General features: G+C 74.6%; 21 protein-coding genes. 8 read left to right on the top strand and 13 right to left on the bottom strand.

Features of this window, described 5'->3' with window-relative positions:
* Positions 1–2: 2 nt before the first annotated feature.
* The 10 genes from gvpJ to ACFWEG_RS01650 all read right to left on the bottom strand — a co-directional run bounded on the left by gvpJ (position 3) and on the right by ACFWEG_RS01650 (position 8,734).
* Positions 3–872 (bottom strand): gas vesicle protein GvpJ, encoded by an 870-nt coding sequence (gene gvpJ, locus ACFWEG_RS01695; RefSeq protein ID WP_387207984.1) that lies wholly within the window; start codon positions 870–872, stop codon positions 3–5.
* An 89-nt stretch (positions 873–961) separates the two neighbouring features.
* Entirely contained in the window at positions 962–2,257 is a 1,296-nt protein-coding gene (locus ACFWEG_RS01690; protein WP_387207982.1) for an SRPBCC family protein, read from the bottom strand.
* Entirely contained in the window at positions 2,250–2,975 is a 726-nt protein-coding gene (locus ACFWEG_RS01685; protein ID WP_387207980.1) for a hypothetical protein, read from the bottom strand. Before ACFWEG_RS01685 ends, ACFWEG_RS01690 begins: the two co-directional genes overlap by 8 nt.
* Before the next feature lie 44 nt (positions 2,976–3,019).
* A complete protein-coding gene (locus ACFWEG_RS01680; RefSeq protein WP_387207978.1) occupies positions 3,020–3,286 on the bottom strand; it encodes a gas vesicle protein GvpG in 267 nt (88 codons plus the stop codon).
* A gap of 20 nt (positions 3,287–3,306) precedes the next feature.
* Positions 3,307–4,020 (bottom strand): GvpL/GvpF family gas vesicle protein, encoded by a 714-nt coding sequence (locus ACFWEG_RS01675; RefSeq protein WP_387207976.1) that lies wholly within the window; start codon positions 4,018–4,020, stop codon positions 3,307–3,309.
* A 3-nt stretch (positions 4,021–4,023) separates the two neighbouring features.
* The gene (locus tag ACFWEG_RS01670; RefSeq protein WP_387207974.1) at positions 4,024–4,470 is read right to left on the bottom strand and encodes a gas vesicle structural protein GvpA; all 447 of its coding nucleotides are present in this window, start codon (positions 4,468–4,470) and stop codon (positions 4,024–4,026) included.
* Positions 4,471–4,617: 147 nt separating this feature from the next.
* The gene (locus ACFWEG_RS01665; protein ID WP_387207972.1) at positions 4,618–4,926 is read right to left on the bottom strand and encodes a gas vesicle protein; all 309 of its coding nucleotides are present in this window, start codon (positions 4,924–4,926) and stop codon (positions 4,618–4,620) included.
* A 260-nt stretch (positions 4,927–5,186) separates the two neighbouring features.
* Positions 5,187–7,253, bottom strand: a complete 2,067-nt coding sequence (locus ACFWEG_RS01660) for a serine/threonine-protein kinase (protein ID WP_387207970.1) — start codon at positions 7,251–7,253, stop codon at positions 5,187–5,189.
* A gap of 265 nt (positions 7,254–7,518) precedes the next feature.
* A complete protein-coding gene (locus ACFWEG_RS01655; protein ID WP_387208039.1) occupies positions 7,519–7,956 on the bottom strand; it encodes a MarR family winged helix-turn-helix transcriptional regulator in 438 nt (145 codons plus the stop codon).
* 115 nt (positions 7,957–8,071) lie between these two features.
* Positions 8,072–8,734: a DJ-1/PfpI family protein gene (locus ACFWEG_RS01650; RefSeq protein WP_387207968.1), complete on the bottom strand. Its 663-nt coding sequence runs from the start codon at positions 8,732–8,734 to the stop codon at positions 8,072–8,074.
* A gap of 277 nt (positions 8,735–9,011) precedes the next feature.
* On the opposite strand from ACFWEG_RS01650, the gene ACFWEG_RS01645 reads away from it, so the two are divergent.
* The 4 genes from ACFWEG_RS01645 (at position 9,012) to ACFWEG_RS01630 (ending at position 14,830) form a co-directional block, all read left to right on the top strand.
* The gene (locus ACFWEG_RS01645) at positions 9,012–11,426 is read left to right on the top strand and encodes a lamin tail domain-containing protein (RefSeq protein ID WP_387208037.1); all 2,415 of its coding nucleotides are present in this window, start codon (positions 9,012–9,014) and stop codon (positions 11,424–11,426) included.
* Positions 11,427–11,863: 437 nt separating this feature from the next.
* The gene (locus ACFWEG_RS01640) at positions 11,864–13,228 is read left to right on the top strand and encodes an aspartate aminotransferase family protein (protein ID WP_387207966.1); all 1,365 of its coding nucleotides are present in this window, start codon (positions 11,864–11,866) and stop codon (positions 13,226–13,228) included.
* Between the two features lie 122 nt (positions 13,229–13,350).
* Positions 13,351–14,034, top strand: coding sequence for a GntR family transcriptional regulator (locus ACFWEG_RS01635; protein WP_387207964.1), 684 nt, complete (start codon positions 13,351–13,353; stop codon positions 14,032–14,034).
* A gap of 145 nt (positions 14,035–14,179) precedes the next feature.
* Positions 14,180–14,830 (top strand): hypothetical protein, encoded by a 651-nt coding sequence (locus ACFWEG_RS01630; RefSeq protein WP_387207962.1) that lies wholly within the window; start codon positions 14,180–14,182, stop codon positions 14,828–14,830.
* A 40-nt stretch (positions 14,831–14,870) separates the two neighbouring features.
* Here the strand turns inward: ACFWEG_RS01630 and ACFWEG_RS01625 are convergent, their stop codons facing one another.
* Together ACFWEG_RS01625 and ACFWEG_RS01620 are read right to left on the bottom strand one after the other, a co-directional pair.
* Positions 14,871–15,377: a tetratricopeptide repeat protein gene (locus ACFWEG_RS01625; RefSeq protein ID WP_387207960.1), complete on the bottom strand. Its 507-nt coding sequence runs from the start codon at positions 15,375–15,377 to the stop codon at positions 14,871–14,873.
* 24 nt (positions 15,378–15,401) lie between these two features.
* Positions 15,402–16,208 (bottom strand): SLATT domain-containing protein, encoded by an 807-nt coding sequence (locus ACFWEG_RS01620; RefSeq protein WP_387207958.1) that lies wholly within the window; start codon positions 16,206–16,208, stop codon positions 15,402–15,404.
* Between the two features lie 323 nt (positions 16,209–16,531).
* Between ACFWEG_RS01620 and ACFWEG_RS01615 the strand changes: the two genes are divergently transcribed.
* The 3 genes from ACFWEG_RS01615 to ACFWEG_RS01605 all read left to right on the top strand — a co-directional run bounded on the left by ACFWEG_RS01615 (position 16,532) and on the right by ACFWEG_RS01605 (position 18,344).
* Positions 16,532–16,873, top strand: a complete 342-nt coding sequence (locus tag ACFWEG_RS01615; protein WP_387207956.1) for a YbaB/EbfC family nucleoid-associated protein — start codon at positions 16,532–16,534, stop codon at positions 16,871–16,873.
* Between the two features lie 171 nt (positions 16,874–17,044).
* Complete coding sequence (gene recR / locus ACFWEG_RS01610; RefSeq protein WP_387208035.1) at positions 17,045–17,644, top strand: recombination mediator RecR; 600 nt, start codon at positions 17,045–17,047, stop codon at positions 17,642–17,644.
* On the top strand, positions 17,637–18,344 hold the full coding sequence (locus ACFWEG_RS01605) for a DUF5063 domain-containing protein (protein WP_387207954.1): 708 nt from the start codon (positions 17,637–17,639) through the stop codon (positions 18,342–18,344). The genes recR and ACFWEG_RS01605 overlap by 8 nt, the downstream gene beginning before the upstream one ends.
* On the opposite strand, the gene ACFWEG_RS01600 is transcribed toward ACFWEG_RS01605, so the two are convergent.
* A complete protein-coding gene (locus ACFWEG_RS01600; protein WP_387207952.1) occupies positions 18,341–19,396 on the bottom strand; it encodes a serine hydrolase in 1,056 nt (351 codons plus the stop codon). The genes ACFWEG_RS01605 and ACFWEG_RS01600 overlap by 4 nt on opposite strands.
* 448 nt (positions 19,397–19,844) lie before the next feature.
* Between ACFWEG_RS01600 and ACFWEG_RS01595 the strand changes: the two genes are divergently transcribed.
* The gene (locus ACFWEG_RS01595; protein ID WP_387207950.1) at positions 19,845–21,116 is read left to right on the top strand and encodes an aspartate kinase; all 1,272 of its coding nucleotides are present in this window, start codon (positions 19,845–19,847) and stop codon (positions 21,114–21,116) included.
* Positions 21,117–21,901 lie beyond the last annotated feature (785 nt).

Raw genomic sequence — 21,901 nt, 5'->3', positions numbered from 1 at the left:
GCTCACTCCGGGTCTCCTTCCGTCCGGAGCCGACGCCGCGGGGCGTCGCCGTCCTTACGTGCGGGCTTCCGCGGCGCGGGCTTCCGCGCGGGCGCGGGCTCGCCCGCGGGGGCGTCGGGCCCGGGGTCCGCGGCCCGGGCGGCCGTGCGGCGGGCGGGCTTCCGGGGCGCGGCTTCCGGGGGCGCCGGGGCCTGGCGTGCCGTCCGACGCGTGCCCTCGGTGTCGCTCGCGTCGGTGCGCGGGGCACTGCGCCGCGCGGGCTTGCGGGCAGGGGTGCCGGGGGTGGGGTCGTCCTCCCGGCTCGGCTCGGTGTCCGTGCTCCGGGAGGCCCGCCGCCGGGGCGGGTCGGGGGCGGGCTCCGCGCTCGGTACGGCGACGCGCGCCGGATCCGCCTCCCCGGCGTCCTCCTCACCGGATCGGCGCGCGGCATCGCGGACGAGGTCCTCCGCCGGCCCGCCCCGCACCGGGTGGGCTGCCGAGGGCTCGGCCGCGTCCAGCGCGGCTCCGCCGGCCTGGGCGGCGCGCAACTGGGCCACCTCCGCCCGGAGTTGTTCCAGCTCGCGGGCCTGTCGGTCGTCGGTCGGGACGGCGTCGCGCGGGGCGGGGCGGGGTGCGCGGGAGGAGAGGGACGGGTCGTGCTCCCACCAGTCGATGCCCATCTCCTTGGCCTTGTCGACCGATGCGACCAGCAACCGCAGCTTGATGGTGAGGAGTTCGATGTCGAGCAGGTTGATCTGGATGTCGCCCGCGATCACGATGCCCTTGTCCAGGACCCGTTCCAGGATGTCGGCGAGGTTGGCCGACGACCCCTGGCCGCCGGACATCGCGGTGGCCGGTGAGCCGCCCATGCGTGCGGCGAATGGTTCGGACAAGGTTCGGTCCTCCTCAGGTGGGCGGGCCCGCGGGCCCCGGTGCCGCGTCGCGCGGCACCGGACTCCGCGTCCCGGTCCGTAGGGCGTTGCTAGCGGCGGGCGGCCGCGGGGCGGCGGCGCGGGGCGGGGGCCTCCGCCCCGCCGTCGCGGTCGTCGTCCTGCGCGCGCGCACGGCCGCGCTCGCGGGACGGGCGGCGGGCCGTCGAGCGGGTGGGAACGTCGTCGTCGGCGTAGCCGTGGGCGTCGTCGACGTCGTCGTCCGGGGCCTGGTGGTCGCCGTCCACGTCGTCCTCCTCGTAGGAGTCCGCCTCGTGGTCCCGGTCCTCGTCGTCCCGGTCCTCTTCGTCGTACGGCTCGTCGTCCGGGTCCGCGTCGTCGCGCCCGTCGTCGTCCTCGTCGTACGCCTCACCGGAGTCGGCGTCACCCGCGTCGTCGTACGCCTCCCCGGACCCGTCGTCCGCGCGCTCGTCCTCGCCGTACTCGTCGTCGTAGGACTCGTCGTACGACTCCTCGGCCCCGTCCTCGCGCCCCTCGTCGTGCTCCTCGCGCTCGACCGCCGTGTCGTGGTCCTCGACGACCTCGCCGTCGCGGATCTCGCCGCGCCAGCCGTCCGTCGCCTCGCCGCGCATCATGATGAACTTGCGGTAAAGCTTCAGGTCGAGCCGGGCGCGGCGGCCCTGGGCGCGCCAGATGTTGCCGGTCTTCTCGAACAGGCCCTTGGGGAAGTACTCCAGGACGAGGAGCACCCGGGTCAGGTCGTCGGTGACGCGGTGGAAGGTGACGACCCCCTTCACCGTCCCCTTCGCGCCCTCGGTCGTCCAGGCGATCCGCTCGTCGGGGATCTGGTCGGTGACGTTCGCCTTCCAGCTGCGGGTGGACTTGGCGACCTTCACCGTCCAGTTGCTGGAGGTGTCGTCGGCCTTCTCCACGTTCACGACGCCCTTGGCGAAGGTGCTGAACTCCTGGAACTGCGTCCACTGGTCGTACGCCTCGCGCACCGGCACGCCGACGTCGATGTCCTCGCTGATGAGGACGGACTTCGACTTGCCGCCGCCGGACTTCCCGCGGCCCTTGCCGAACAGCCCCTTGACCTTGTCGGTCACGGCGTCCTTGGCGTGGCTGACGCCCGCGGAGAGGGCTGCCTGCCCCGGGGACCTCCCCTCGGCGAGCTTCTGCCCGCCCTTGCCGAGGGACTTCAGCAGCGATCCGCCGCCCTGGCCGGGCTCGCCGAGCCGCGTCGCGGTCTCGCCGAGCTTGTGGCCGAGCGAGCTGACGGCGTGCTGGGCGCGCGCCTCCAGGTACCCGGTGAGTTCGTCCTTGAGCCGCCCCGTCGCGGGGTTGTCGGCCACGTTCTTCCTGATCCGGTCGATCGACGAGTCAGCCACGGTCGCCTCCGCTCCGTCGGGTGCCGGTGCTCCGGCGGCCGCCGCCGGAGGACGACGTGCTCTTCGCCGCCGTCTTCTTGCGCGCCCCCGAGGCGGGCGTGGTGGAGGAGCCGGCGGCCTGCGCCGGACGGCGGGCCGCGGAGGTCTTCTTCGCGGCGCTCTTCGTCGCCGACGAGGTGGAGCGGGTGGCGCGGCGGGCGGCCGGGCGCGGCTCGTCGTCCTCCGCGTCGTCGTCGGCCTCGGCGTCGTCGTACGCGTCGGCCTCGTCGTCCGGATGCTCGTCGTCCAGGTGCTCGTCGTCCTCCGGCAGGTGCTCGTCCTCCGGCAGGCGGTCGTGCCCGTCCTCGGCGGGCTCCGCCCGGGTCACCCGCTTCTTCGCGCCCTTCGCCGCCCTGCCGGCGGTCTCCTCGGCGGCGTCCGCGGGCGCGGTCAGGCCCTGCGCCCGCTCGTGCAGCGAGTCGGCCAGGCGGTTGACGCGCTGGGTGAGCGCGGAGCTCGCCGCGGTCTTCGTCGCGCCGAACAGCTCCGTGCGGACCTGTTCGTTGAGCTGGTTCACCAGCGGGTTCGCCGCGGCAATCCGGAGCAGCTCGCGCGGCTCCAGGTTCAGCTTCTTGCCCGCGAGGACCATGCCGAGCCCGACGGCGAGCTTGGCCTTCTTGGTCCGGCCGAGGAGATATCCCCCGACCAGCGCTGTACCGATCTTGGTGTTGGTCATCATGCGGTGTGCACCTCGGGATGGAAGGAATGGATGGGAAGGGGACCTCAGCCGGGGGACTGCCCCTCGGCCATGCGCCGCTGCTGGGCCTCCAGCTCCTCCAGGCGGTCCAGGAGCTCGTCCTCGCGCCGGTCGAACTCCGCCTCGTCGATGCGGCCCTCGACCAGCTCGCGCTCCAGCGCGACCAGTTCGCGCTTGACCGGGGCCGGGTCGTAGTACTGCCGCTCGGCGGTGTCGACGAGCTGCCCGGTGACCCAGAGCGCGCCGCGCACGGGGGCCAGCGGGAGGGTGGCGAGCTGCGTGAACAGACCCATGGAGCCTCAGGCCTCCCGGCTCAGACGAAGCTGTAGGCGGGCAGCGGACCGTGCAGGTGGTACGTGAAGGCGTCGCCGCGCCGCTCGGCGTCCTCGTGGACGGCCTGCGAGAACTTCGCCGCGGCGTCCCGCTCGACCAGGAACGACACGTTCAGGAAGTGCGGTTCCGCGGCGTCCGCGGGGGCGTGGTCCACGGCGAACGGGAGCAGCGCGTCGACGATCTGCGCGCCCGTCGCACCGCCGCGCCGCTGCATCTCCTGCGAGATCAGCTCGCCGAGCCGGACCTTCACGTCGTGGGCGCCGGGATCGCGGCGGGCGTCCTCGTTGAGCCGGCGCGCCTCCGGGTTCTCCTCGACGATCTCCCGCAGCGCGTCCGCCTCGTCCCGGGCGACCTTGAGGTTGTACTCCAGCCGCCCGTCGAGGTCCCGCAGCTTCGCGCGGTAGGTGTCCAGCTCGGCGTCGAGGACGGCGGCGACGGCCGCGTCGTCCGGGCCCATGAGCCCGAACCGCAGGGGCAGCACGGCCCCGTCCGCCATGAGCCTCTGCAGGACGGCGTCGTGTGCGGCGAGGTCGCGGCGCTTGGCGCGCAGCCCCTCCGGCGCGGTGCTGACGACGGCCGCGAGCTCGGCGCCGCGGACCACCCGCAGCTCGGTGCGCTCGGCGCCGACGCCCTGCAGGCCGTCGAGGTCGAGCGGATGGTCGCCGGGGGTGATGGCGTAGACGTAGGTCGGCATGGGTCAGTCCTCTCGGCGACGGTTCGCGGTGCGGCGTTCGGCGGTCCTGCGGGGGCGCGGCTCGGGCTCCTCGTCGCGTGCGGAGTCGTTGCCTTTCGCAAAGGACTCGCTGAACGCCTCGACGGCTCCGGTCAGCGCTCCTTTCGATTTCCCTTTGGCGCCGTTCTCCGTCATCTCGCCGACGAGATCGGTGAGTTGGCTCGGCTGTTTGTTTCCCGATTCGAGATCGAGGCGATTGCACGCCTCGGCGAACCGCAGATAGGTGTCGACGCTCGCGACGACGACCCGGACGTCGATCTTGAGTATCTCGATACCCACGAGCGACACCCGGACGAAGGCGTCGATCACGAGCCCCTTGTCGAGGATGAGCTCCAGGACGTCGTAGAGCGTCCCGCCGCCTCCTCCGCCGCCGGACTGGGCCGGGGCACTGCTCTGCTGCACAACGCTCATGGGGAACTCCTGTGTGGCTGGGGGGACGGGGCGCGCCGTCCGCTGCCGTGCGGGGGTGCGGGGGCGTCGGCCGGGCCGGCCTGGGCCGCGGCCGTGCCGCTCCCGCCGCGGACGCTCTTCTCCCAGGTGGGAGCGCGTCCACGAGGTTCAGCGGCGGTCGATCTGGCCCTTGGAGTAGCGGTGGGTCTGCTCGTACGCCAGCAGCTCCCCGTCGCCGTCGAGGTCGACCTTGTAGGTCGCCATGACGCTCGCCGTGTCGGGGATCCGCTCGATCTCCGTCACCTCCACGTGCGCCGTCCAACCGCCGCCGGCGGGCTGGAGGGAGGAGACGGAGTGCGGTTCCCTGCCGGTCAGTTCGGCCAGCTGCACCGCCGCCGCCCGAAGGGCGGAACGGGCCTTTATCCTCGCCCCACGGGAATCGTTGCCGCCGTCGTCCGCGGCGTCTTCTGAAGCCATGTGAATAATCCGTAAGTCGGCGTTCTCTCGGTCTGCGCTCCTCGTTCACGAGCGACGCTTCCCGGTGGGTGCCCGTGCCCTCACGCCCTATGCAGACGCGTACGGATTTCCTTCCCGGCGGCGATCACCGCGGGTGATTTCGCCGTGCCCCTCGGTTGCACACGCAACGTACGACCCGTGTGCGGCCCGGCCTCGGGGCCCCGCACGGCGCACACCTCGACCACGGGTGACCTCGGCCACACCACCCCCCGCGGGCTCCGTCAGCCGGAGGTCCGCGTGTAGATCACCGGGGGCTTGCCGGTGCCGAGCTGGGTGCGCTGGAGGGAGCCGTCGGGGAGGAGTTCGAGCCGGCTGCGGGCGCCGGGCCGGCAGGAGCCGTCGGAGGTGAGCAGTTCGGAGGCGGCCAGGACGGGGGAGGGGCCGCCGGTGTCGAGAGCCGCTTCCCACGTGCAGCGGAAGGTGGGTCCCGATCCGGTGAGCGACATGACGGTGTCGCCCTCGGAGCCCTCGGTGAGGGTCAGGTCCCACGACTGGCCGTCCGAACCCCCGCTCCAGGTGCCGACGAAGTCGGCGGGGAGCGCCGCGGGGTCGGGCTCGTCGCCGCCGTCGGTGGGCTCGTCCGCGCCCTGGTCGTCGTCCGGGTACGTCTCCCCCGGGGCGTCGTCCTGGGTGTCCCCGGGGGCGGTGGACGCGCTGCCGCCGGGGCCGGTCGCCACGGACGACCCGTCCCCGCCGCGCATCAGCACCCACACCCCGAGCCCCGCACCGAGCGCGACGAGCAGCGCGAGCGCGACCAGCACGGCCGTCGCCGCGCCCCGGCCGCGCCCCTCGTCGCGCCCGCCCGGCGCGGGCAGCGGCGGCGGCCCGTACGGCGGGGTGGCCGCGGAGCCGTACGGCGCCTGCGGGGGGAGCGGCTGGGCGGGCGGGTACCCGTACGCCGCCGGCTGCGGATAGCCGTACGGGCCGCCGGGCGGGGGCTGCTGCGGGTAGCCGTAGGCGGCCGCGGGCGGGCCCTGCGGGTGGCCGTACGGGGCCGGGGTCGGCGGGTGCGGGGGCGTCTTCGCGAGGCCGGGCGGGGGCGTGGTGGCGGCCATCGTCGGCGCGTGGTGCAGGTCGGGGGCGGCGGGCGGCAGCGGCCGCGAGGGGCCGGACGCCTCGGCGGGGGAGGGGCGCGGGGCGGCCGGTGCCGGACCGGCGGCCTGCTGGGGCGCCGAGCCGGGCGGACCGGCCCCCGGGGCAGCCTGCTGGGGCGCCGCAACAGACGCTCCGGCCCCCGGGGCAGGCGGGTCCTCGCCCGTCGCGCCGGGAGTCGCGGCTCCCGCGGGCGCCGCCCCCGGGCCCGCCTCCGCCGGCACGACCGCGCCCGCCTTCCGCAGCGCCACCGTGCCGCCCCGGTGCTCCGGGTGGTCGGGGTCCTCGACGTCGAGGAGGCCCACCGCGTGCCGGCCCAGCCGGGCGACGAGGGGCGCGGGCAGCCAGGGTTCCAGGGCGCGCCCGTCGTGGACGGTGTCGCCCGCGCCCACCCGCTGGAGGACCTCCGCGAGCGCAGGGCGGGCGGCCGGCTCCTTGCGCAGGCAGTCGGCGACCAGGTCGCGCAGGGACTCCGGCACCCGCGCCAGGTCGGGCGCCTCCTGCGCGATGCGGAACATCAGCGCGTGCACCCCACTGTGCGCCGAGCCGAACGGGAGCTGCCCGGTGGCCGCGTAGGCGAGGACGGAGCCGAGGCAGAAGACGTCGCACGCCGGGGTGACCCGGTCGCCGCGGACCTGCTCGGGGGCCATGAACCCCGGCGAGCCGACGAGCGCGCCGGTCCGGGTGAGGTCGACGTCCGTCGCGGTCTCCAGCGCCCGCGCGATGCCGAAGTCGATGACGCGCGGGCCGTCGATGGTGATGAGCACGTTCGACGGCTTGAGGTCGCGGTGGACCATCCCGGCGGCGTGGATGTCCTGCAGCGCGTGGCCGAGGCCCGCCGCCAGGATGCGGACGCTGCGCTCGGGGAGCGGACCGTGGTCCGCGGAGACGACGGCGTGGAGCGAGGGCCCGGCGACGTAGCCCGTCGCCACCCAGGGGACGGCCGCCTCGGTGTCCGCGTCGAGCACGGGCGCGGTCCACTGGCCGCCGACCCGGCGCGCCGCCTGCACCTCGTGCCGGAACCGCCGGCGGAACTCGTCGTGCTCCGCGAGCTCGGTCCGCACCAGCTTCACGGCGACCGTCCGCCCCCGCTCGGAGCGGGCGAGGAACACCTCGCCCATCCCGCCCGCGCCGAGCCGCCCGATCAGCCGGTACGCCCCGATCCGCCGCGGGTCCCGCGCGTCGAGTGCTTCCATGGCGATCCCCCGATGCCGTGCCTGCCGCCCGCCGCGGGCGGCTCGTCCCCAGGCCCCGAGGATAGGGCCCGCCTTCGACGGCGACCCGGGCATCCGGCACGTTCCGCCCCCAGGAGTGACACGCGACCGCGGATCAGGGGCGGACCCGCTCGCCCCCCCCGGCCGACACGCGCACCGGCGGTCGCGGCGATGACGCGCGGCGCTTCGTGCCGGCGCCCTGGCCCGGGCCGGGGGGCAGGAGCCGGCCCCGGGCCGGCACCGCCCCCTACCCCTCCGTGCCGGTGCCCGGCACGACCTCCAGCGCCGCCCACAGTCGTTCGAGCACGCGTACGGTCTCCGCGAACGCGTCCGTTCCCAGCTCCTCGGCGAGCCGCCGGGCGAAGTCCGCGTGGCCGGGCGTGATGAGGCCGACCGCCGCCCGCCCCTCGTCGGTCGGGACCAGGATCTTCGCCCGCCGGTGCGCCGGGTTCGTCTCGTACGCCGCGAGGCCCTTGCCGACCAGGACGTCCGCTATCCGCTGCACGCTCTGCCGGGTGTGCCCCATCGTGCGCGCGATGCCGGCGACCGGCATCGGCTCGCGCAGTACCGCGCCGAGCACCTGCCAGGACGCCGCAGTGAGCCCGGCGGGCTTCGCCAGCTCCTCGGCGACGGCGGAGATCTGCCCGTTGAGGCGGAACACCCCGGTCGCGGTCCGGGTCAGCAGCTCGGGCGCGTCGGGCCCGGCCTCCTCGCGCGCCGCACTGTCCCGCGCGGCCCCGTCCCGCCCGGACGGCACCCGGGCGCGGGCCTCCCGCGCGGACCCCTCCCGCGCGGGCCGCTCACGCAACACCGGCGGCCTCCAGGACCTCGTACGCCGCCAGGTCGGAGTCGTGGTGCAGCCGGTACCACGCGTCGAGCACCTTCGCGTCGTACACGCCGAGCACCCCGAGGACCTCCCGCGCGAACGCGACGGGCTCCGTCGGCCCCGCGGTGACGACGAGGCGGTCGGCGGACGTCACCGCGTCGGCCTCCACGTACGACGCGGCGCCGCCGTAACCCTGCTCGGCCGCCTGGAGCAGGTAGAACGACACCGCGCTGGTGTGCGCGCGCCCGTCGAGCAGGCCCGCGCGGGCGAGACCCAGGGTGGCCCCGCAGATCGCGGCCACCGGGACGCCCGCCTCGGTGAACTCCCGCGCCTTGGCCGCGAATCCGTCCAGGCCGCTGCCCGCGTCCCAGAGCGACGCGCCGGTGAGGACGAGGAGCGCCGCGTCGGCCGGGCTCAGCTCGGACAGCACCAGGTCCGGCTGGACCCGCAGACCCCCCATGGTGGTGACCGGCTCGCGCGAGGGCCCGACCGTCCGCACGGTGTAGCCGTTCCCGACGAGCTGGGTCGTGAGGTGCCCCGTCTCCCAGTCGGCGAACGTGTCGTAGACGGCGACGTACACCGTCCGGCCGGCGTCGGTGCGGGCTTCGGAACCTGAGGTCGTGCTGTTCGTTGCCATGACAGCATTCTGTCATTTCGACAGCATGCTGTCAAGAGATACCGACCCTCGCGACCCCTCCCGCCACCGTCCGGAAGACACCCGGAATTTACGTCCCGTCCCTTGTCGACTCCCCTTCTACGCGCGTAACTTGAGCCGACTTGCCCCGCGAGCGGGACGCCGGACGACCGGACAGGGGCGCCGCGGTCCCGCGCCGAAGGAGTGAACCCTCGTGCCCGACGCCATACCCAGACGCACCCGCCGCCGCGCCGTCGCGGTCGCCGTCCTCGCCGGATCGGTGGTCCTGACCGGGCTGCCCGCCGCGCAGGCCGCCCCCTCGGCCACCGCCGTGATCTCCGAGGTCTACGGGGGCGGCGGCAACTCCGGTGCCACCCTCACCCACGACTTCGTCGAGCTGGCGAACGCGGGAGCGGCGCCGTTCGACGTCTCCGGCCTGAGCGTGCAGTACCTCTCCGGCTCGCCGTCCCCGACCTCGCGCTGGGGCGTCACCCCGCTGACCGGCGCGATCGCGCCCGGGAAGACGTACCTGGTGCAGCAGGCCGCCGGCACCGGCGGCACGGCCGCGCTGCCCGCGCCCGACGCGACCGGCGGCCTCGCGCTCTCCGCAACCTCCGGAACGGTTGCCCTGGTGCAGGGCACCGCCCCCCTGACCTGCCTGAACGCCGCCGACTGCGCGGCCGAGGGCCGGATCGTCGACCTGGTCGGCTTCGGCAGCGCCGTCGTCCGCGAGGGCTCCGGCCCGGCGACCGGCGCGAGCAACACCGCCTCCGTGGCCCGCGCGGCGAACCTGGCCGACACCGACGACAACGCCGCCGACCTGAAGGCCGGGACGCCCTCCCCGGTCAACGCGGCCGGCCAGACGTCCGGCGGTGGCGGCCCCGAGGAGCCGGAGGAGCCCACCGAGCCCGGCCCGGTGCGCATCCACGACATCCAGGGCACCACCCGCGTCTCCCCGCTCAAGGGCCAGAAGGTGACCGCCGTGCCCGGCATCGTCACCGGCGTGCGCACCACCGGCTCCAAGGGCTTCTGGATCCAGGACACCGCCCCCGACGCCGACGCCCGCACCAGCGAGGGCCTCTTCGTCTACACCGGCTCCGGCCCGCTGACGGTCAAGGCCGGCGACAGCGTGCTGGTCAGCGGCACGGTCGCCGAGTACGCGGCGAACGCGAACGTCCAGTCGCTCACCCAGATCGGCTCCCCGACGACCACCGTCCTGAGCAGCGGCAACCCGCTCCCCGAGGCCGTCGTCCTCGACCCGTCGAGCGTCCCGGCGAAGTACGTCCCCGCGCCCGGCGGCAGCATCGACGGCCTGCCCCTCGAACCGACCGTCTACGCCCTGGACTTCTACGAGTCCGTCGAGGGCGTCCGCGCGCGGATCTCCGACGCCCGCGTCGTCGGCCCGACCACCCCGTACAAGGAGGTCTGGGTCACCTCGAAGCCGGCCGAGAACCCCACCGTCCGCGGCGGCACCCGCTACGGGTACGACACGCCCAACACCGGCCGCATCAAGGTCATGTCGCTCGACGAGACCGGCGCCCCGATCCCCGCCGCGAACGTCGGCGACGTGCTCTCGGGCACCACCGAGGGCCCGGTCGACTACGCCTCCTTCGGCGGCTACAGCCTGCAGGCCACCACGCTCGGCGCGCATGTCGACAAGGGCCTGGAGCGCGAGGTCACCCGCAAGCAGAAGTCCAAGGAGCTCGCGGTCGCCACGTACAACGTGGAGAACCTCGACGCGCTCGACGAGCAGGGCAAGTTCGACCGCCTCGCCCAGGGCGTCGCCGTCAACCTCGCCTCGCCCGACATCGTCACCCTGGAGGAGATCCAGGACGACAACGGCGCGACGGACGACGGCACGGTGACGTCCGAGGCGACGCTGAAACGCTTCACCGACGCGATCGTCGCGGCCGGCGGCCCGCGCTACTCCTGGCGCTACATCGCCCCCGCCGACAAGCAGGACGGTGGCGAGCCCGGCGGCAACATCCGCCTGGCGTACCTGTTCAACCCGGAGCGCGTGTCGTTCGTCGACCGCGCGGGCGGCGACGCGTCCACGCCCGTCTCGGTCGTGAAGACCCGCAAGGGCCCGCAGCTCTCGGCCTCGCCCGGCCGCATCAACCCCGCGAGCCCGGCGTGGGCGGACAGCCGCAAGCCGCTCGTCGGCGAGTTCACCTTCCGCGGCCGGTCGGTCTTCCTCGTCGCCAACCACTTCGGCTCCAAGGGCGGCGACGAGCCCCTCCACGGCCGCAACCAGGAGCCGACCCGCTCCTCCGAGACCAAGCGACACCAACAGGCGGCGGAGGTCAACGCGTTCGTCCGCGAGCTGCAGGCGGCGGACAAGAAGGCGCGCGTCGTCGTCCTCGGCGACATCAACGACTTCGAGTTCTCGAAGACCGTCGAGGTCCTCAGCGGCGGCGGCACGGTCCTCACCCCGCTCATCGCGACGCTGCCGGAGGCCGAGCGCTACAGCTACGTCTTCGACGGCAACTCCCAGACCCTGGACCACATCCTCACGAGCCCCGGCATCCGGTCCTACGACTACGACGTCGTCCACATCAACGCCGAGTTCGCCGACCAGGCCAGCGACCACGACCCGCAGATCGTCCGCGTCGACGTCACCGACCGCGGCCTCCCCTCCCTGCGCGAACTCCTCGCGCTCCTCGCGGACCTGATCCGCGAGTGGCGCGACCGCTAAGGCCCGACCGTGGGGGCGACCCTGAAGGGGCCGCCCCCACCCCCGTCTGCGCGGCGCACGCCGGGGACCGAGCCCGCCGCGCAGCGGCAGGTTCCCCCGCGACGCCGCGCAGCCGCGGACCCCTCCCGCTCCCGCCGCCCGAGCCGCGCAGCGGCGAAGCCCCCCTCGCCCAGGCCGCGCAGCGGCGGACCCCTCCCGCTCCCGCCGCCCGAGCCGCGCAGCGGCGAAGCCCCCCTCGCCCAGGCCGCGCAGCGGCGGACCCCTCCCGCTCCCGCCGGCCAAGCCGCGCAGCGGCGAAGCCACCCTCTGGAACCCCCGCGCCACCCCCCCCGCGCCCCCCACGACACCCCACCCCCGACACTCCGTCGAGCCCGCGCCCCCACCCACCGGCAGGACGCCCATACCCGGGCCGAGCTGCGAACTCCTACGCTCCCCGCATGACCCCTCATGCCAACACCCCCGACCCCGCGAAAGGCGCGGCCGTCCGCGCCGCCGACCGCGCGCACGTCTTCCACTCCTGGTCGGCACAGGACCTGATCGAGCCCCTCCCCGTGGCCGGCGCGGAAGGCGCCTACTTCTGGGACTACGACGGCAACCGCTACCTCGACTTCACCAGCGGCCTGGTGTTCACGAACATCGGCTACCAGCACCCGAAGGTGGTGCGGGCGATCCAGGAGCAGGCCGGCCGGATGACGACGTTCGCGCCCGCGTTCGCCGTGGAGGCCCGCTCGGAGGCCGCTCGGCTGATCGCGGAGCGGACGCCGGGCGACCTGGACAAGATCTTCTTCACCAACGGCGGCGCCGAGGCGGTCGAGAACGCGACCCGGATGGCCCGGCTGCACACCGGCCGCCCGAAGGTGCTCAGCGCGTACCGCTCGTACCACGGCGGCACGTCCACCGCGATCAACCTGACGGGTGACCCGCGCCGCTGGCCGAACGACAACGGCTCCGCGGGCGTCGTCCACTTCTGGGCCCCGTTCCTCTACCGGTCCCCGTTCCACGCCGAGACGGAGGCGCAGGAGTGCGAGCGCGCGCTCCAGCACCTCGCGGACACGATCGCGTTCGAGGGCCCGGGGACGATCGCCGCGGTGGTCCTGGAGACGATCCCCGGCACGGCCGGGATCATGACCCCGCCGCCCGGCTACCTCGCCGGCGTCCGCGAGCTCTGCGACGCGCACGGGATCGTGTTCGTCCTCGACGAGGTGATGGCCGGCTTCGGCCGCACCGGCGCCTGGTTCGCCGCGGACCACTTCGACGTGGTCCCCGACCTGATGACCTTCGCCAAGGGCGTCAACAGCGGCTACGTGCCGCTCGGCGGCGTCGCGATCGGCCCGGAGATCGCCGAGACGTTCGCCCGCCGCCCCTACCCCGGCGGCCTGACGTACTCCGGCCACCCGCTGGCCTGCGCGGCGGCGGTGGCGACGATCCAGGTGATGGACGAGGAGGGCGTCGTCGAGAACGCGGCCCGGCTCGGCGCGGACGTCATCGGCCCCGGCCTCGCCGAGCTCGCCGCCCGCCACCCGTCCGTCGGCGAGGTCCGCGGCACCGGCATGTTCTGGGCGCTCGACCTGGTCCGCGACCGGGAGACCCGCGAGCCGCTGGTGCCCTACAACGCGACCGGCGAGGCCAACGCCCCGATGGCCGCGTTCGCCGCGGCGGCCAAGGCGAACGGCCTGTGGCCCTTCGTGAACATGAACCGCACCCACGTCGTCCCCGCCTGCAACATCACCGACGCCGAGGCCAAGGAGGGCCTGGCCGCCCTCGACGCGGCCCTCTCCGTCGCGGACGAGCACACGGTCTGACGCCCCGGACGGCAGCGCGACGCAGCTGTGGGCACTGGACCGGACCACCGCTTACCCTGGTCCGGACCCGCAGCTGCGTCCGATCCTGATCGTTGCTGTCCGTTGCTGTTCGAAAGGCCTCCATGCGCGGCACCGGAACCCGCGGCACGGCCGTGACCCGCAGCACCCTGCGCCAGCAGATCGCCGACGCGCTGCGCGACGAGGTGCTCGCGGGGCGGCTGCTCCCGGGCCAGGAGTTCACCGTGAAGGAGATCGCCGAGCTGTACGGCGTCTCGGCGACGCCCGTCCGCGAGGCGCTGGTGGACCTCTCCGCGCAGGGGCTGCTCGACTCGGTCCAGCACCGCGGCTTCCGGGTGCACGAGGTCACCTGGGACGAGTACCGCAGCATGATCGCCGCCCGCGCGCTCGTCGCGGACGGCGTCTTCCGGCAGATCGCGGTGGACGGCATCAGCGAGGCCGCGGCGGCCGGGACCGCGTCGGTGCGGCGCCGCGCCGAGGAGGCGGAACGGGCGGCCTGCTCGGGCGACCTCGCCGTGCTCGTCGGCTACGACCTGCGCTTCTGGTACGAGCTGACCGCGCTGTTCGGCAACCCCTACCTCGGCGACTTCCTGCACCGCCTCGGCGTCCAGGCGTGGGTCTGCGTCGTGCCCTACCTGCGCGACGCGCCCGACATGCGCGACCTGCTGTGGCGCGGCCACGGCGCGCTGGCCGCCGCGGTCGCCGCCCGCGACGACGCCGCGGCCCGCGCCCTCGTCGACTCCCACCGCGACCACGCCCTCGCCCTCCCGTCCCGCCTGCGCGCCTGAGCGCCCGGACACCGCCCGGCGGCCGCCGGCCGGAGGTTGCCGTCCCCGCCCCCGGGGCAGACCGCAACCAGGGGACTGACCGGCCGCGTTCGCGGGACTACGCTGAGAGGTCCCGCCGAAGCCGTCCCACCGCAAGGAGCGCCCCTTGGCCTGTGACCTGTGGCTGGTCCCGCTCGTCGACGTGCTGTGCCACAGCCCCGACAACCCGTTCGCCGAGGAGATCGCCGCCTACGACAAGGCGCTCGGGGAGGCCGGGCTGCCGCCGGTGCCCGTCTTCGCGTACATGCCGGGCCTGTCGGGCGACGTCGCACCGGTCGCGGGCTTCGACTACGACGCGCTGCACTTCCTGCGCCGCGCCTACCTCCTGAAGCTGTGCGGCCTCGCGGTGACCCCGGTGGACGAACTGGGCGGCGACTACGAGCAGTTGCTGGAGATGTTCGAGTCCACCGCCATGGAGTCCCACCTGGTCTGGCACTACGACCACGCCGGCGCGTACGTCCCGGTCGACTTCCGCACGCCGCTGGCGAACGAGGAGCTGCTGGCCGGCGGCGGCCCGCTGGGCTCCGCCCAGGGCCTGCTGCGGGAGCTGGAGTTCGTCGCCCCGGACCTCGGCATCGACCCCGCCAACCCGCCCGCCGCGCCCGCCCCGCCGGAGGGCCCCACCGCGCTGGAGGAGCAGGTCCGGCCGACGGCGTACGACGACAACCCCTTCACCCGCGAGCGCCATGTGTGGCTCGGCCTGCACGCGGCGGCCACGCGGGCGCTCGGCCAGGGCTCGATGATCATCTTCAGCTGAGCCGGCTGAGCCGGCGGTCCTCGGTGGGACCTCGACGCGCTCACTGCGTCGCGTCGAGGTCCCGCGCGTAGAACTCGATCGCCCGCCGGTACTCCCGCACGGACGGGTCCGAGCTGGTCGCCGCGAGCAGCGTGAGCAGCTCGCCCATCGCCTCGTGGTGCCCGCCGGTGTTGTACAGCGCCATCGCCAGGAACGTCCGCAGCCCGCCGTCGTCGGGGTGCCGCGCGACGCCGGCCCGCAGCGTCGCCACGGCCTCCTCGTACCGTCCGAGGACCCGTAGGGTGCTGCCGAGGCCGAGCAGCGCCCCGCGCCGGTCCTCGTCGTCGAGACCGCCGCCGCGCAGCGCCCGCTCGTAGAACCCGACGGCCTCCGCCTCAAGCCCCATCCGGTCGTGCACGCACGCCGTCACGTACGCGATCCCGCCGTCGTCGGGGTGCGCGGCGCTCAGCCCGAGCAGCAGCTCGCGCGCCTCCTCCAGCCGCTCCCCGTCCCGCAGCCGTGCCACCTCGGCGAGTGCGGCGTCCCGGTCCCGCTCGTCTGTGCTCATGCGCCCAGGATGGCAGCGCGGGGACTACCGGGGCGTCTCCGGGGGGCGCTGGCGCGGCATGTTCGGGCGGGCGCCGGGGTGGAGGTGGAGGCGGCCCGCGGCGGGCGCGGCGTCGCCGCGGGCGTGGGGGAGGCCGCCGGTCTGCAGGAGGAGCGGGGAGGCGCCGGCGCCGAAGAGGAGCATCCAGTCGGCGGTCTCGGCGCGGACCAGCTCGGTGACGTCCTCCGAGAAGCGCCGCAGGACGCCCAGGCAGCGCTCGGCCGCCTCGCTCGCGGTGCCGTCCGCGGGCCCGAGGACCTCGCGCACGGACTCCGACGCCCAGTCGAACTGCAGCGCCTGCAGCCGGCGCTGCACGGCCTGCGCGGTGGCCACGTCCCGCATCCACCCGGCCGTGAGGCCGAAGTACCGGTCGCCGGCCAGGCAGGCGGCGGCCAGGACCAGGGCCAGGTAGCCGTACGCCGCGGCGCCCCGCAGCGCCCCGGCCAGGTCGAGCAGCGGCAGCGTCGCCCCGGCGAGCGCGCCCGCCGCCGTACCGGCCCGCAGTGCCGCCGCGGCCCGGCGCTTGCCCCGCCGGTCGGTGAGGTACCAGGCGGCGGTGCGCAGCGCGTTGCCCTCGACCCAGCGGTACAGCTCGTCGAGCCGCTCCGCCGGCTCGCCCCAGTCGCCGAGCGGGAACGGCCGGACGCCCAGGTCACCGAGGTGCGCGAGGTGGGCGGGGGCACGTTCCGGTCCCGCGGAACCGGCCGGCCGCCGCGCCGCCGTCCCGCCCGGCCGCGCGTCGACGTCCGCGGGGTCCTCGGGGAATTGAGGCTGCATCTCCGGCTGGCTCACCCAGCACTCCCTAACTGCGCTTCCCGGTCTCCTGGCATGGCTCCGCGCCGCCCCGGCGCCCAGCGGCCCCGGTGGCACGACCCCCCTTCCTACCGCCCAACGGGTGGGCGCGATCCCGCTTCGGCGCCGTGTACACCCGCTCGGCGCCCGTGATCAGGTATAGGGCCGCGTCGCGCCTGGTCGGACGTCACTCGAAAGAGTGGTGGCGCGCGGGCGTGGGACACCACGTAGGCTCAGTTCTGAGGCCGTTGCGCGGCCCGCGAGACCCGAAACGTCCATGCCCCGACCTGTCCCGGCCCGACCGGGGCGCTGAGGAGTGACCCGTGATCCCCGGTGGTGGCCAGCCCGACATGCAAGCGCTCCTCCAGCAGGCCCAGAAGATGCAGCAGGACCTCGCCCGCGCGCAGGAGGAACTGGCGCAGGCCGAGGTGTCGGGCCAGGCGGGCGGCGGCCTGGTGCGGGCGACGGTGACCGGCTCCGGCGAGCTGCGGGCCCTCGTGATCGACCCGAAGGCGGTCGACCCCGAGGACACCGAGACGCTGGCCGACCTCGTCGTCGCCGCGGTCCAGGCCGCGAACGAGAACGCGTCCGCGCTGGCGCAGGAGAAGCTGGGCCCGCTCGCGCAGGGGCTCGGCGGCGGCGGGATGCCCGGACTGCCGTTCTAGGGGGCGCTCGGGGCGGACCCGGGCCTCCGGTTCAGGGGCCACCCCGAGGTGACCCCGACCCGGCACCGGGAACTTCCCCCCGGCGCTCGAATCGGTCGCGTGCGCCGCTATCTCCCGCACACGGCGACCAACTACCGTGACCCGAAGAAGCAGTACGGCGAAAGGCGCTCCGTGTACGAAGGCGTGGTCCAGGACCTCATCGACGAGTTGGGCAGGCTGCCCGGCGTCGGTCCCAAGAGCGCGCAGCGGATCGCCTTCCACATCCTGCAGGCCGAGCCGACGGACGTCCGCCGGCTGGCGCACGCGCTGCTCGAGGTGAAGGACAAGGTCCGGTTCTGCGCGGTCTGCGGCAACGTGGCCCAGCAGGAGCAGTGCACCATCTGCCGCGACCCGCGCCGCGACCTGAGCGTCGTCTGCGTCGTCGAGGAGCCCAAGGACGTCGTCGCGATCGAGCGGACGCGGGAGTTCCGGGGCCGGTACCACGTGCTCGGCGGGGCGATCAGCCCCATCGAGGGCGTCGGCCCCGACGACCTCCGCATCCGCGAGCTCCTCGCGCGGCTCGCCGACGGGACGGTCACCGAGCTCATCCTCGCGACCGACCCGAACCTGGAGGGCGAGGCCACGGCGACGTACCTCGCCCGCATGATCAAGCCCATGGGTTTGAAGGTCACCCGACTGGCCAGTGGACTCCCCGTCGGGGGAGACCTGGAATACGCGGACGAAGTCACGCTGGGTCGTGCCTTCGAGGGGAGAAGGTTGCTCGATGTCTAGTCATGACGCACCGCTGAGTCCTGTCGCCGACCCGTCCGGCGCCGCGCCCGACCGCGACGACCTGGGTGATCCCGGCGACTTCGCGGTCCAGATCGCCGACCAGGTCGAGTCCTTCCTGCTCGCCGTCTCCGAGATCGCCCGCGGTGACGACCCCGACGCGGCGATCCCCTACCTGCTCCTGGAGATCTCCCAGATCCTGCTCGCCGGCGGCCGCCTCGGCGCCCACGAGGACATCCTCCCCGCCGACCGCTACGAGCCCGACCTCGGCCCCGAGCCCGACATCGACGACATGCGCCTCGGGCTCGCCGTGATGCTGGAGCCGGTCGACGTCTACAACGAGGTCTTCGACCCCTACGAGCCGCGCACCGCCGCCGTCCCGGCCCGGATCTCCGACGACCTCGCCGACATCGTCGCCGACCTCCGCCACGGCATGGCCCACTACCGCGCCGGCCGCACCACCGAGGCGATGTGGTGGTGGCAGTTCTCCTACTTCTCCAACTGGGGCTCCACGGCCTCCGCCTGCCTGCGCGCCCTGCAGTCGCTGGTCTCGCACATCCGCCTGGACCAGCCCCTGCCCGAGCTCAACGGTCTCGACACCGACGACGCCCTCTCCGACGACGGCCTCACCCTGGAGGAGGAGGCCGGCAAGGTGATGGCCGAGGAACTCGGCATCCACCTGGGCCTGCGCCCGGCCCGCTAGCCGGCCTCCACGACGGCCGCCGCCGCGGCCTCGGCGACCTCCTCCACGAGGCCGACGCCCGGGGCCATCGCGGGGTGGCCGTCGCTGAGGACGGTCACGAGCAGGGTGTGGCCGTCGCGTTCGACGCGGCCGGTGGAGTTGACGACCCACAGGCCGGTGGCGTCGCGCGGGAGCCAGCCGTTCTTCAGGGCCGGGCGGGTGCCGGCCGCGGAGACGCCCCAGGCCTGGTCGGGGACGACCTCCGCCATCAGCCCCCGCAAGGTGCGGCGGGAGGCCGCGGTCAGCGGCGAGTCGTCGGTGAACACCGCCCGCAGCAGGGCGATCCGGTCGCGGGTCGTGGTGAGGGTGACGCCCCAGGACGCGCCGGGGTCGGTGCGGGAGCGGGCTATCCCGAGCCGCTCATCGGCCGCGTCGAGGCCGGGGCGGCGGCCGATCCTCGCCCACAGGGTGTGGGTCGCCTCGTTGTCGCTGACGCGGATCGCCGCCTCCGCGAGCCGGCGCTCCTCCGCGGTCAGCCCGCGCCCCCGGTCCTGCGCCTGGAGCAGCAGCGCGGCCACCACGTCGACCTTGACGGTGCTCGCGGTCGCGAACGGCTCGCCCTGCCGGGCGCTGTGGACGGTGGTGCCCGTGGTCAGGTCCGTCACGCCGACGGCGAACCGGCCGGTGTGCGGGCCCAGTTCGCCGAGCGCGGCGGCGAGGGCCTCGTCAGGAGTGACGGCCGGCGGCTCGGGCTCCGCGGTGCCGCTCGGCGCGGCCTCCGCGACCTCGGGCAGCGGCGGCCCGCCCACCGGCGACAGCGCGAACAAGGACCGCTCCGGCACCGGCACGGCGGACGCCCCGCCCAGCGCCACGACGCCGTCCTGCGCCGGCTGCCCCACCGGTGCCGCGACCGGCGCCCCGTAGCCGAGCGGCACGCACAGCGCGAGCCCCGTCACGGCGAGCAGCCCGAGCCGCCACCGTATGCGCGGGCCGGGCAGGAGGGCCCCGGCGGCCGCCCGGCGCGACGACGTGCGGCGGGGCGGTGCGGCATCGGGCGCGGTGGGTCGTCTCATGGCCTCGTGTCTCGGATACGCGGAACGTGCGGCGCGGAGCACCACCTTCGACGGCCGAGGCACCCCTTGGGTTGTGCGCGTGTGACATCCGGATGTCGATGCGGGTGCGGCAGCCGTCCCGGAGGGCGTTTCGTCGGATTGCGCCCCCGCACCCGCCGGCCGCGCGCCCGGGCCCGCGCCGACCGCGGACGTACGGCCACGGTGCGCCGCGCGCTCCCGCACGGACCGCCGACCCGACCCCGTACCCCTCTCACCTGCGGCGTGTGAGCCCCGACACGATGTGGAGTGGTCCCCTCCGGGGCGGGGCAGGTAGCCGTCCGGAGCGGCCGGGGAGCGAACCGGTGGTCGCGAGGTGGGCGGGACATCTCACCTCGCGAGACGACCGGGGCGTTCCCCGGCCGCTCGCTAGACTGAGCCGACCGCAGGAATATCTGATCGAGGAGCGCACGTGGGCCTTGTCGTGCAGAAGTACGGAGGCTCCTCCGTCGCCGATGCCGAGGGCATCAAGCGGGTCGCCAAGAGGATCGTCGAAGCCAAGAAGAACGGCCACCAGGTCGTCGTCGTGGTTTCCGCGATGGGCGACACGACGGACGAGTTGATCGATCTCGCCAACGAGGTGTCCCCGATGCCTTCGGGCCGGGAATACGACATGCTGCTGACCGCCGGCGAGCGGATCTCCATGGCCCTGCTCGCCATGGCGATCAAGAACCTGGGCCACGAGGCCCAGTCCTTCACCGGCAGCCAGGCCGGCGTCATCACCGACTCCGTCCACAACAAGGCGCGCATCATCGATGTCACGCCGGGCCGCATCCGGACCGCCCTCGACGAGGGCAACATCGCGATCGTCGCGGGCTTCCAGGGCGTCAGCCAGGACAGCAAGGACATCACCACCCTCGGCCGCGGCGGCTCCGACACCACCGCCGTCGCGCTGGCCGCCGCCCTCGACGCCGAGGTCTGCGAGATCTACACCGACGTCGACGGCGTCTTCACCGCCGACCCGCGGGTCGTGCCGAAGGCCCGGAAGATCGACTGGGTCCCGTCCGAGGACATGCTGGAGATGGCGTCCTCCGGGTCCAAGGTGCTGCTCCACCGCTGCGTGGAGTACGCCCGCCGCTACGACATCCCGATCCACGTGCGCTCGTCCTTCTCGGGACTCAAGGGCACCTGGGTCAGCAACACACCCCCGGAGGGACACACCGTGGAGCAGGCCATCATCTCGGGCGTCGCCCACGACACCTCCGAGGCCAAGGTCACCGTCGTCGGCGTGCCGGACAAGCCGGGCGAGGCCGCGGCGATCTTCCGCGCCATCGCGAACGCCGAGATCAACATGGACATGGTGGTCCAGAACGTCTCCGCCGCGTCCACCGGCCTGACCGACATCTCCTTCACCCTGCCGAAGGACGAGGGCCGCAAGGCCGTCGACGCCCTGGAGCGCACGAAGGACGCGGTCGGCTTCGACTCGCTGCGCTACGACGACCAGATCGCGAAGATCTCCCTGGTCGGCGCCGGCATGAAGACCAACCCCGGCGTCACCGCGACGTTCTTCGAGGCGCTCTCGGACGCCGGCGTGAACATCGAGCTGATCTCGACCTCCGAGATCCGCATCTCGGTCGTCACCCGCGCGGACGACGTCGTCGAGGCCGTGCGCGCGGTGCACACCGCGTTCGGCCTGGACAGCGACACCTCCGAGGCCGTCGTCTACGGGGGGACGGGGCGCTGAACCCTCCCGGAGCACGGGGCCGCTGAGGCGCGCCCTGCTCCACGCGTCGCCGACCGGCCGCCACGACCACCCGTCGTGGCGGCCGGTCCGTGTTTCGGGGTGTTTCCCGGCAGGACCTCGACACCGCGCCGGTCCCCGGGGAATCGTTACCGAGGGGCACAGATCACACCGCGCGCTGGGCTGCGCCTTTGTAAGATCGTCGTCGTACGGATGAGCGAAATTCGCGACCGTCCGCCGGAACCGGACGGGGTCGCCGTGCGTCTTCAACAGTCGCTCCATCGGCGGGCCGCGCGGCGGCGCGCCGGTCGGCGCGCCGCGGTTCGGCGGGATGCAGGGCAAACGGGGTAAGGGGTGTTTTCGCGCATGCGGGCAGGTGGGATGCCGCCGAGATCGGCGCCGTGCGCGTACAACCCTCACGGGGGGAAGCGTGTCCAACAGGCGTGGCAGCAGAAGTACTCGACATCGCGGCGTTCCGCGGACCGGGCCTGGCGGTACGCCCGCGCCCGCGCCGGCGCCTCGGCATGCCCGGCGGGATGCCGCCGGTGATCGTCCCCGTGCCGCTGACGCGGCCCCTGCGGACGGCGCCGGCCGTGACGGTCGTCCCTCCGCCGGCCGCGGAACCGGACCCGGTCGTGGCCGTGGCGTCGGCGCCCCCGTCCGCCGCGCCGCTCGCGGCCCCGCCGGCGGTCCCGGCGCCCGCGCCGACCGTCGTGCCGGCCGCGGCGCCGAGCCCGGCGGCCACCGCGCCGACCGCCCCCACCGCGCCCCGGCCGGTCGCGGCCGCC

Source organism: Streptomyces sp. NPDC060194 (assembly GCF_042728285.1).
Classification (GTDB): Bacteria; Actinomycetota; Actinomycetes; order Streptomycetales; family Streptomycetaceae; genus Streptomyces.
Note: the sequence above shows the minus strand (reverse complement) of the source record. Positions and strands in the feature narration are given on the sequence as shown.

Excerpts from the sequence above, each read along its gene's own strand:
- ACFWEG_RS01660 (WP_387207970.1), bottom strand. The coding sequence starts at position 7,253 with ATGGAAGCACTCGACGCGCGGGACCCGCGGCGGATCGGGGCGTACCGG.
- ACFWEG_RS01635 (WP_387207964.1), top strand. The coding sequence starts at position 13,351 with ATGCGCGGCACCGGAACCCGCGGCACGGCCGTGACCCGCAGCACCCTG.
- ACFWEG_RS01625 (WP_387207960.1), bottom strand. The coding sequence starts at position 15,377 with ATGAGCACAGACGAGCGGGACCGGGACGCCGCACTCGCCGAGGTGGCA.
- ACFWEG_RS01640 (WP_387207966.1), top strand. The coding sequence starts at position 11,864 with ATGACCCCTCATGCCAACACCCCCGACCCCGCGAAAGGCGCGGCCGTC.
- ACFWEG_RS01685 (WP_387207980.1), bottom strand. The coding sequence starts at position 2,975 with ATGATGACCAACACCAAGATCGGTACAGCGCTGGTCGGGGGATATCTC.
- ACFWEG_RS01600 (WP_387207952.1), bottom strand. The coding sequence starts at position 19,396 with ATGAGACGACCCACCGCGCCCGATGCCGCACCGCCCCGCCGCACGTCG.
- ACFWEG_RS01675 (WP_387207976.1), bottom strand. The coding sequence starts at position 4,020 with ATGCCGACCTACGTCTACGCCATCACCCCCGGCGACCATCCGCTCGAC.
- ACFWEG_RS01680 (WP_387207978.1), bottom strand. The coding sequence starts at position 3,286 with ATGGGTCTGTTCACGCAGCTCGCCACCCTCCCGCTGGCCCCCGTGCGC.
- ACFWEG_RS01605 (WP_387207954.1), top strand. The coding sequence starts at position 17,637 with ATGTCTAGTCATGACGCACCGCTGAGTCCTGTCGCCGACCCGTCCGGC.
- ACFWEG_RS01650 (WP_387207968.1), bottom strand. The coding sequence starts at position 8,734 with ATGGCAACGAACAGCACGACCTCAGGTTCCGAAGCCCGCACCGACGCC.
- ACFWEG_RS01670 (WP_387207974.1), bottom strand. The coding sequence starts at position 4,470 with ATGAGCGTTGTGCAGCAGAGCAGTGCCCCGGCCCAGTCCGGCGGCGGA.
- ACFWEG_RS01665 (WP_387207972.1), bottom strand. The coding sequence starts at position 4,926 with ATGGCTTCAGAAGACGCCGCGGACGACGGCGGCAACGATTCCCGTGGG.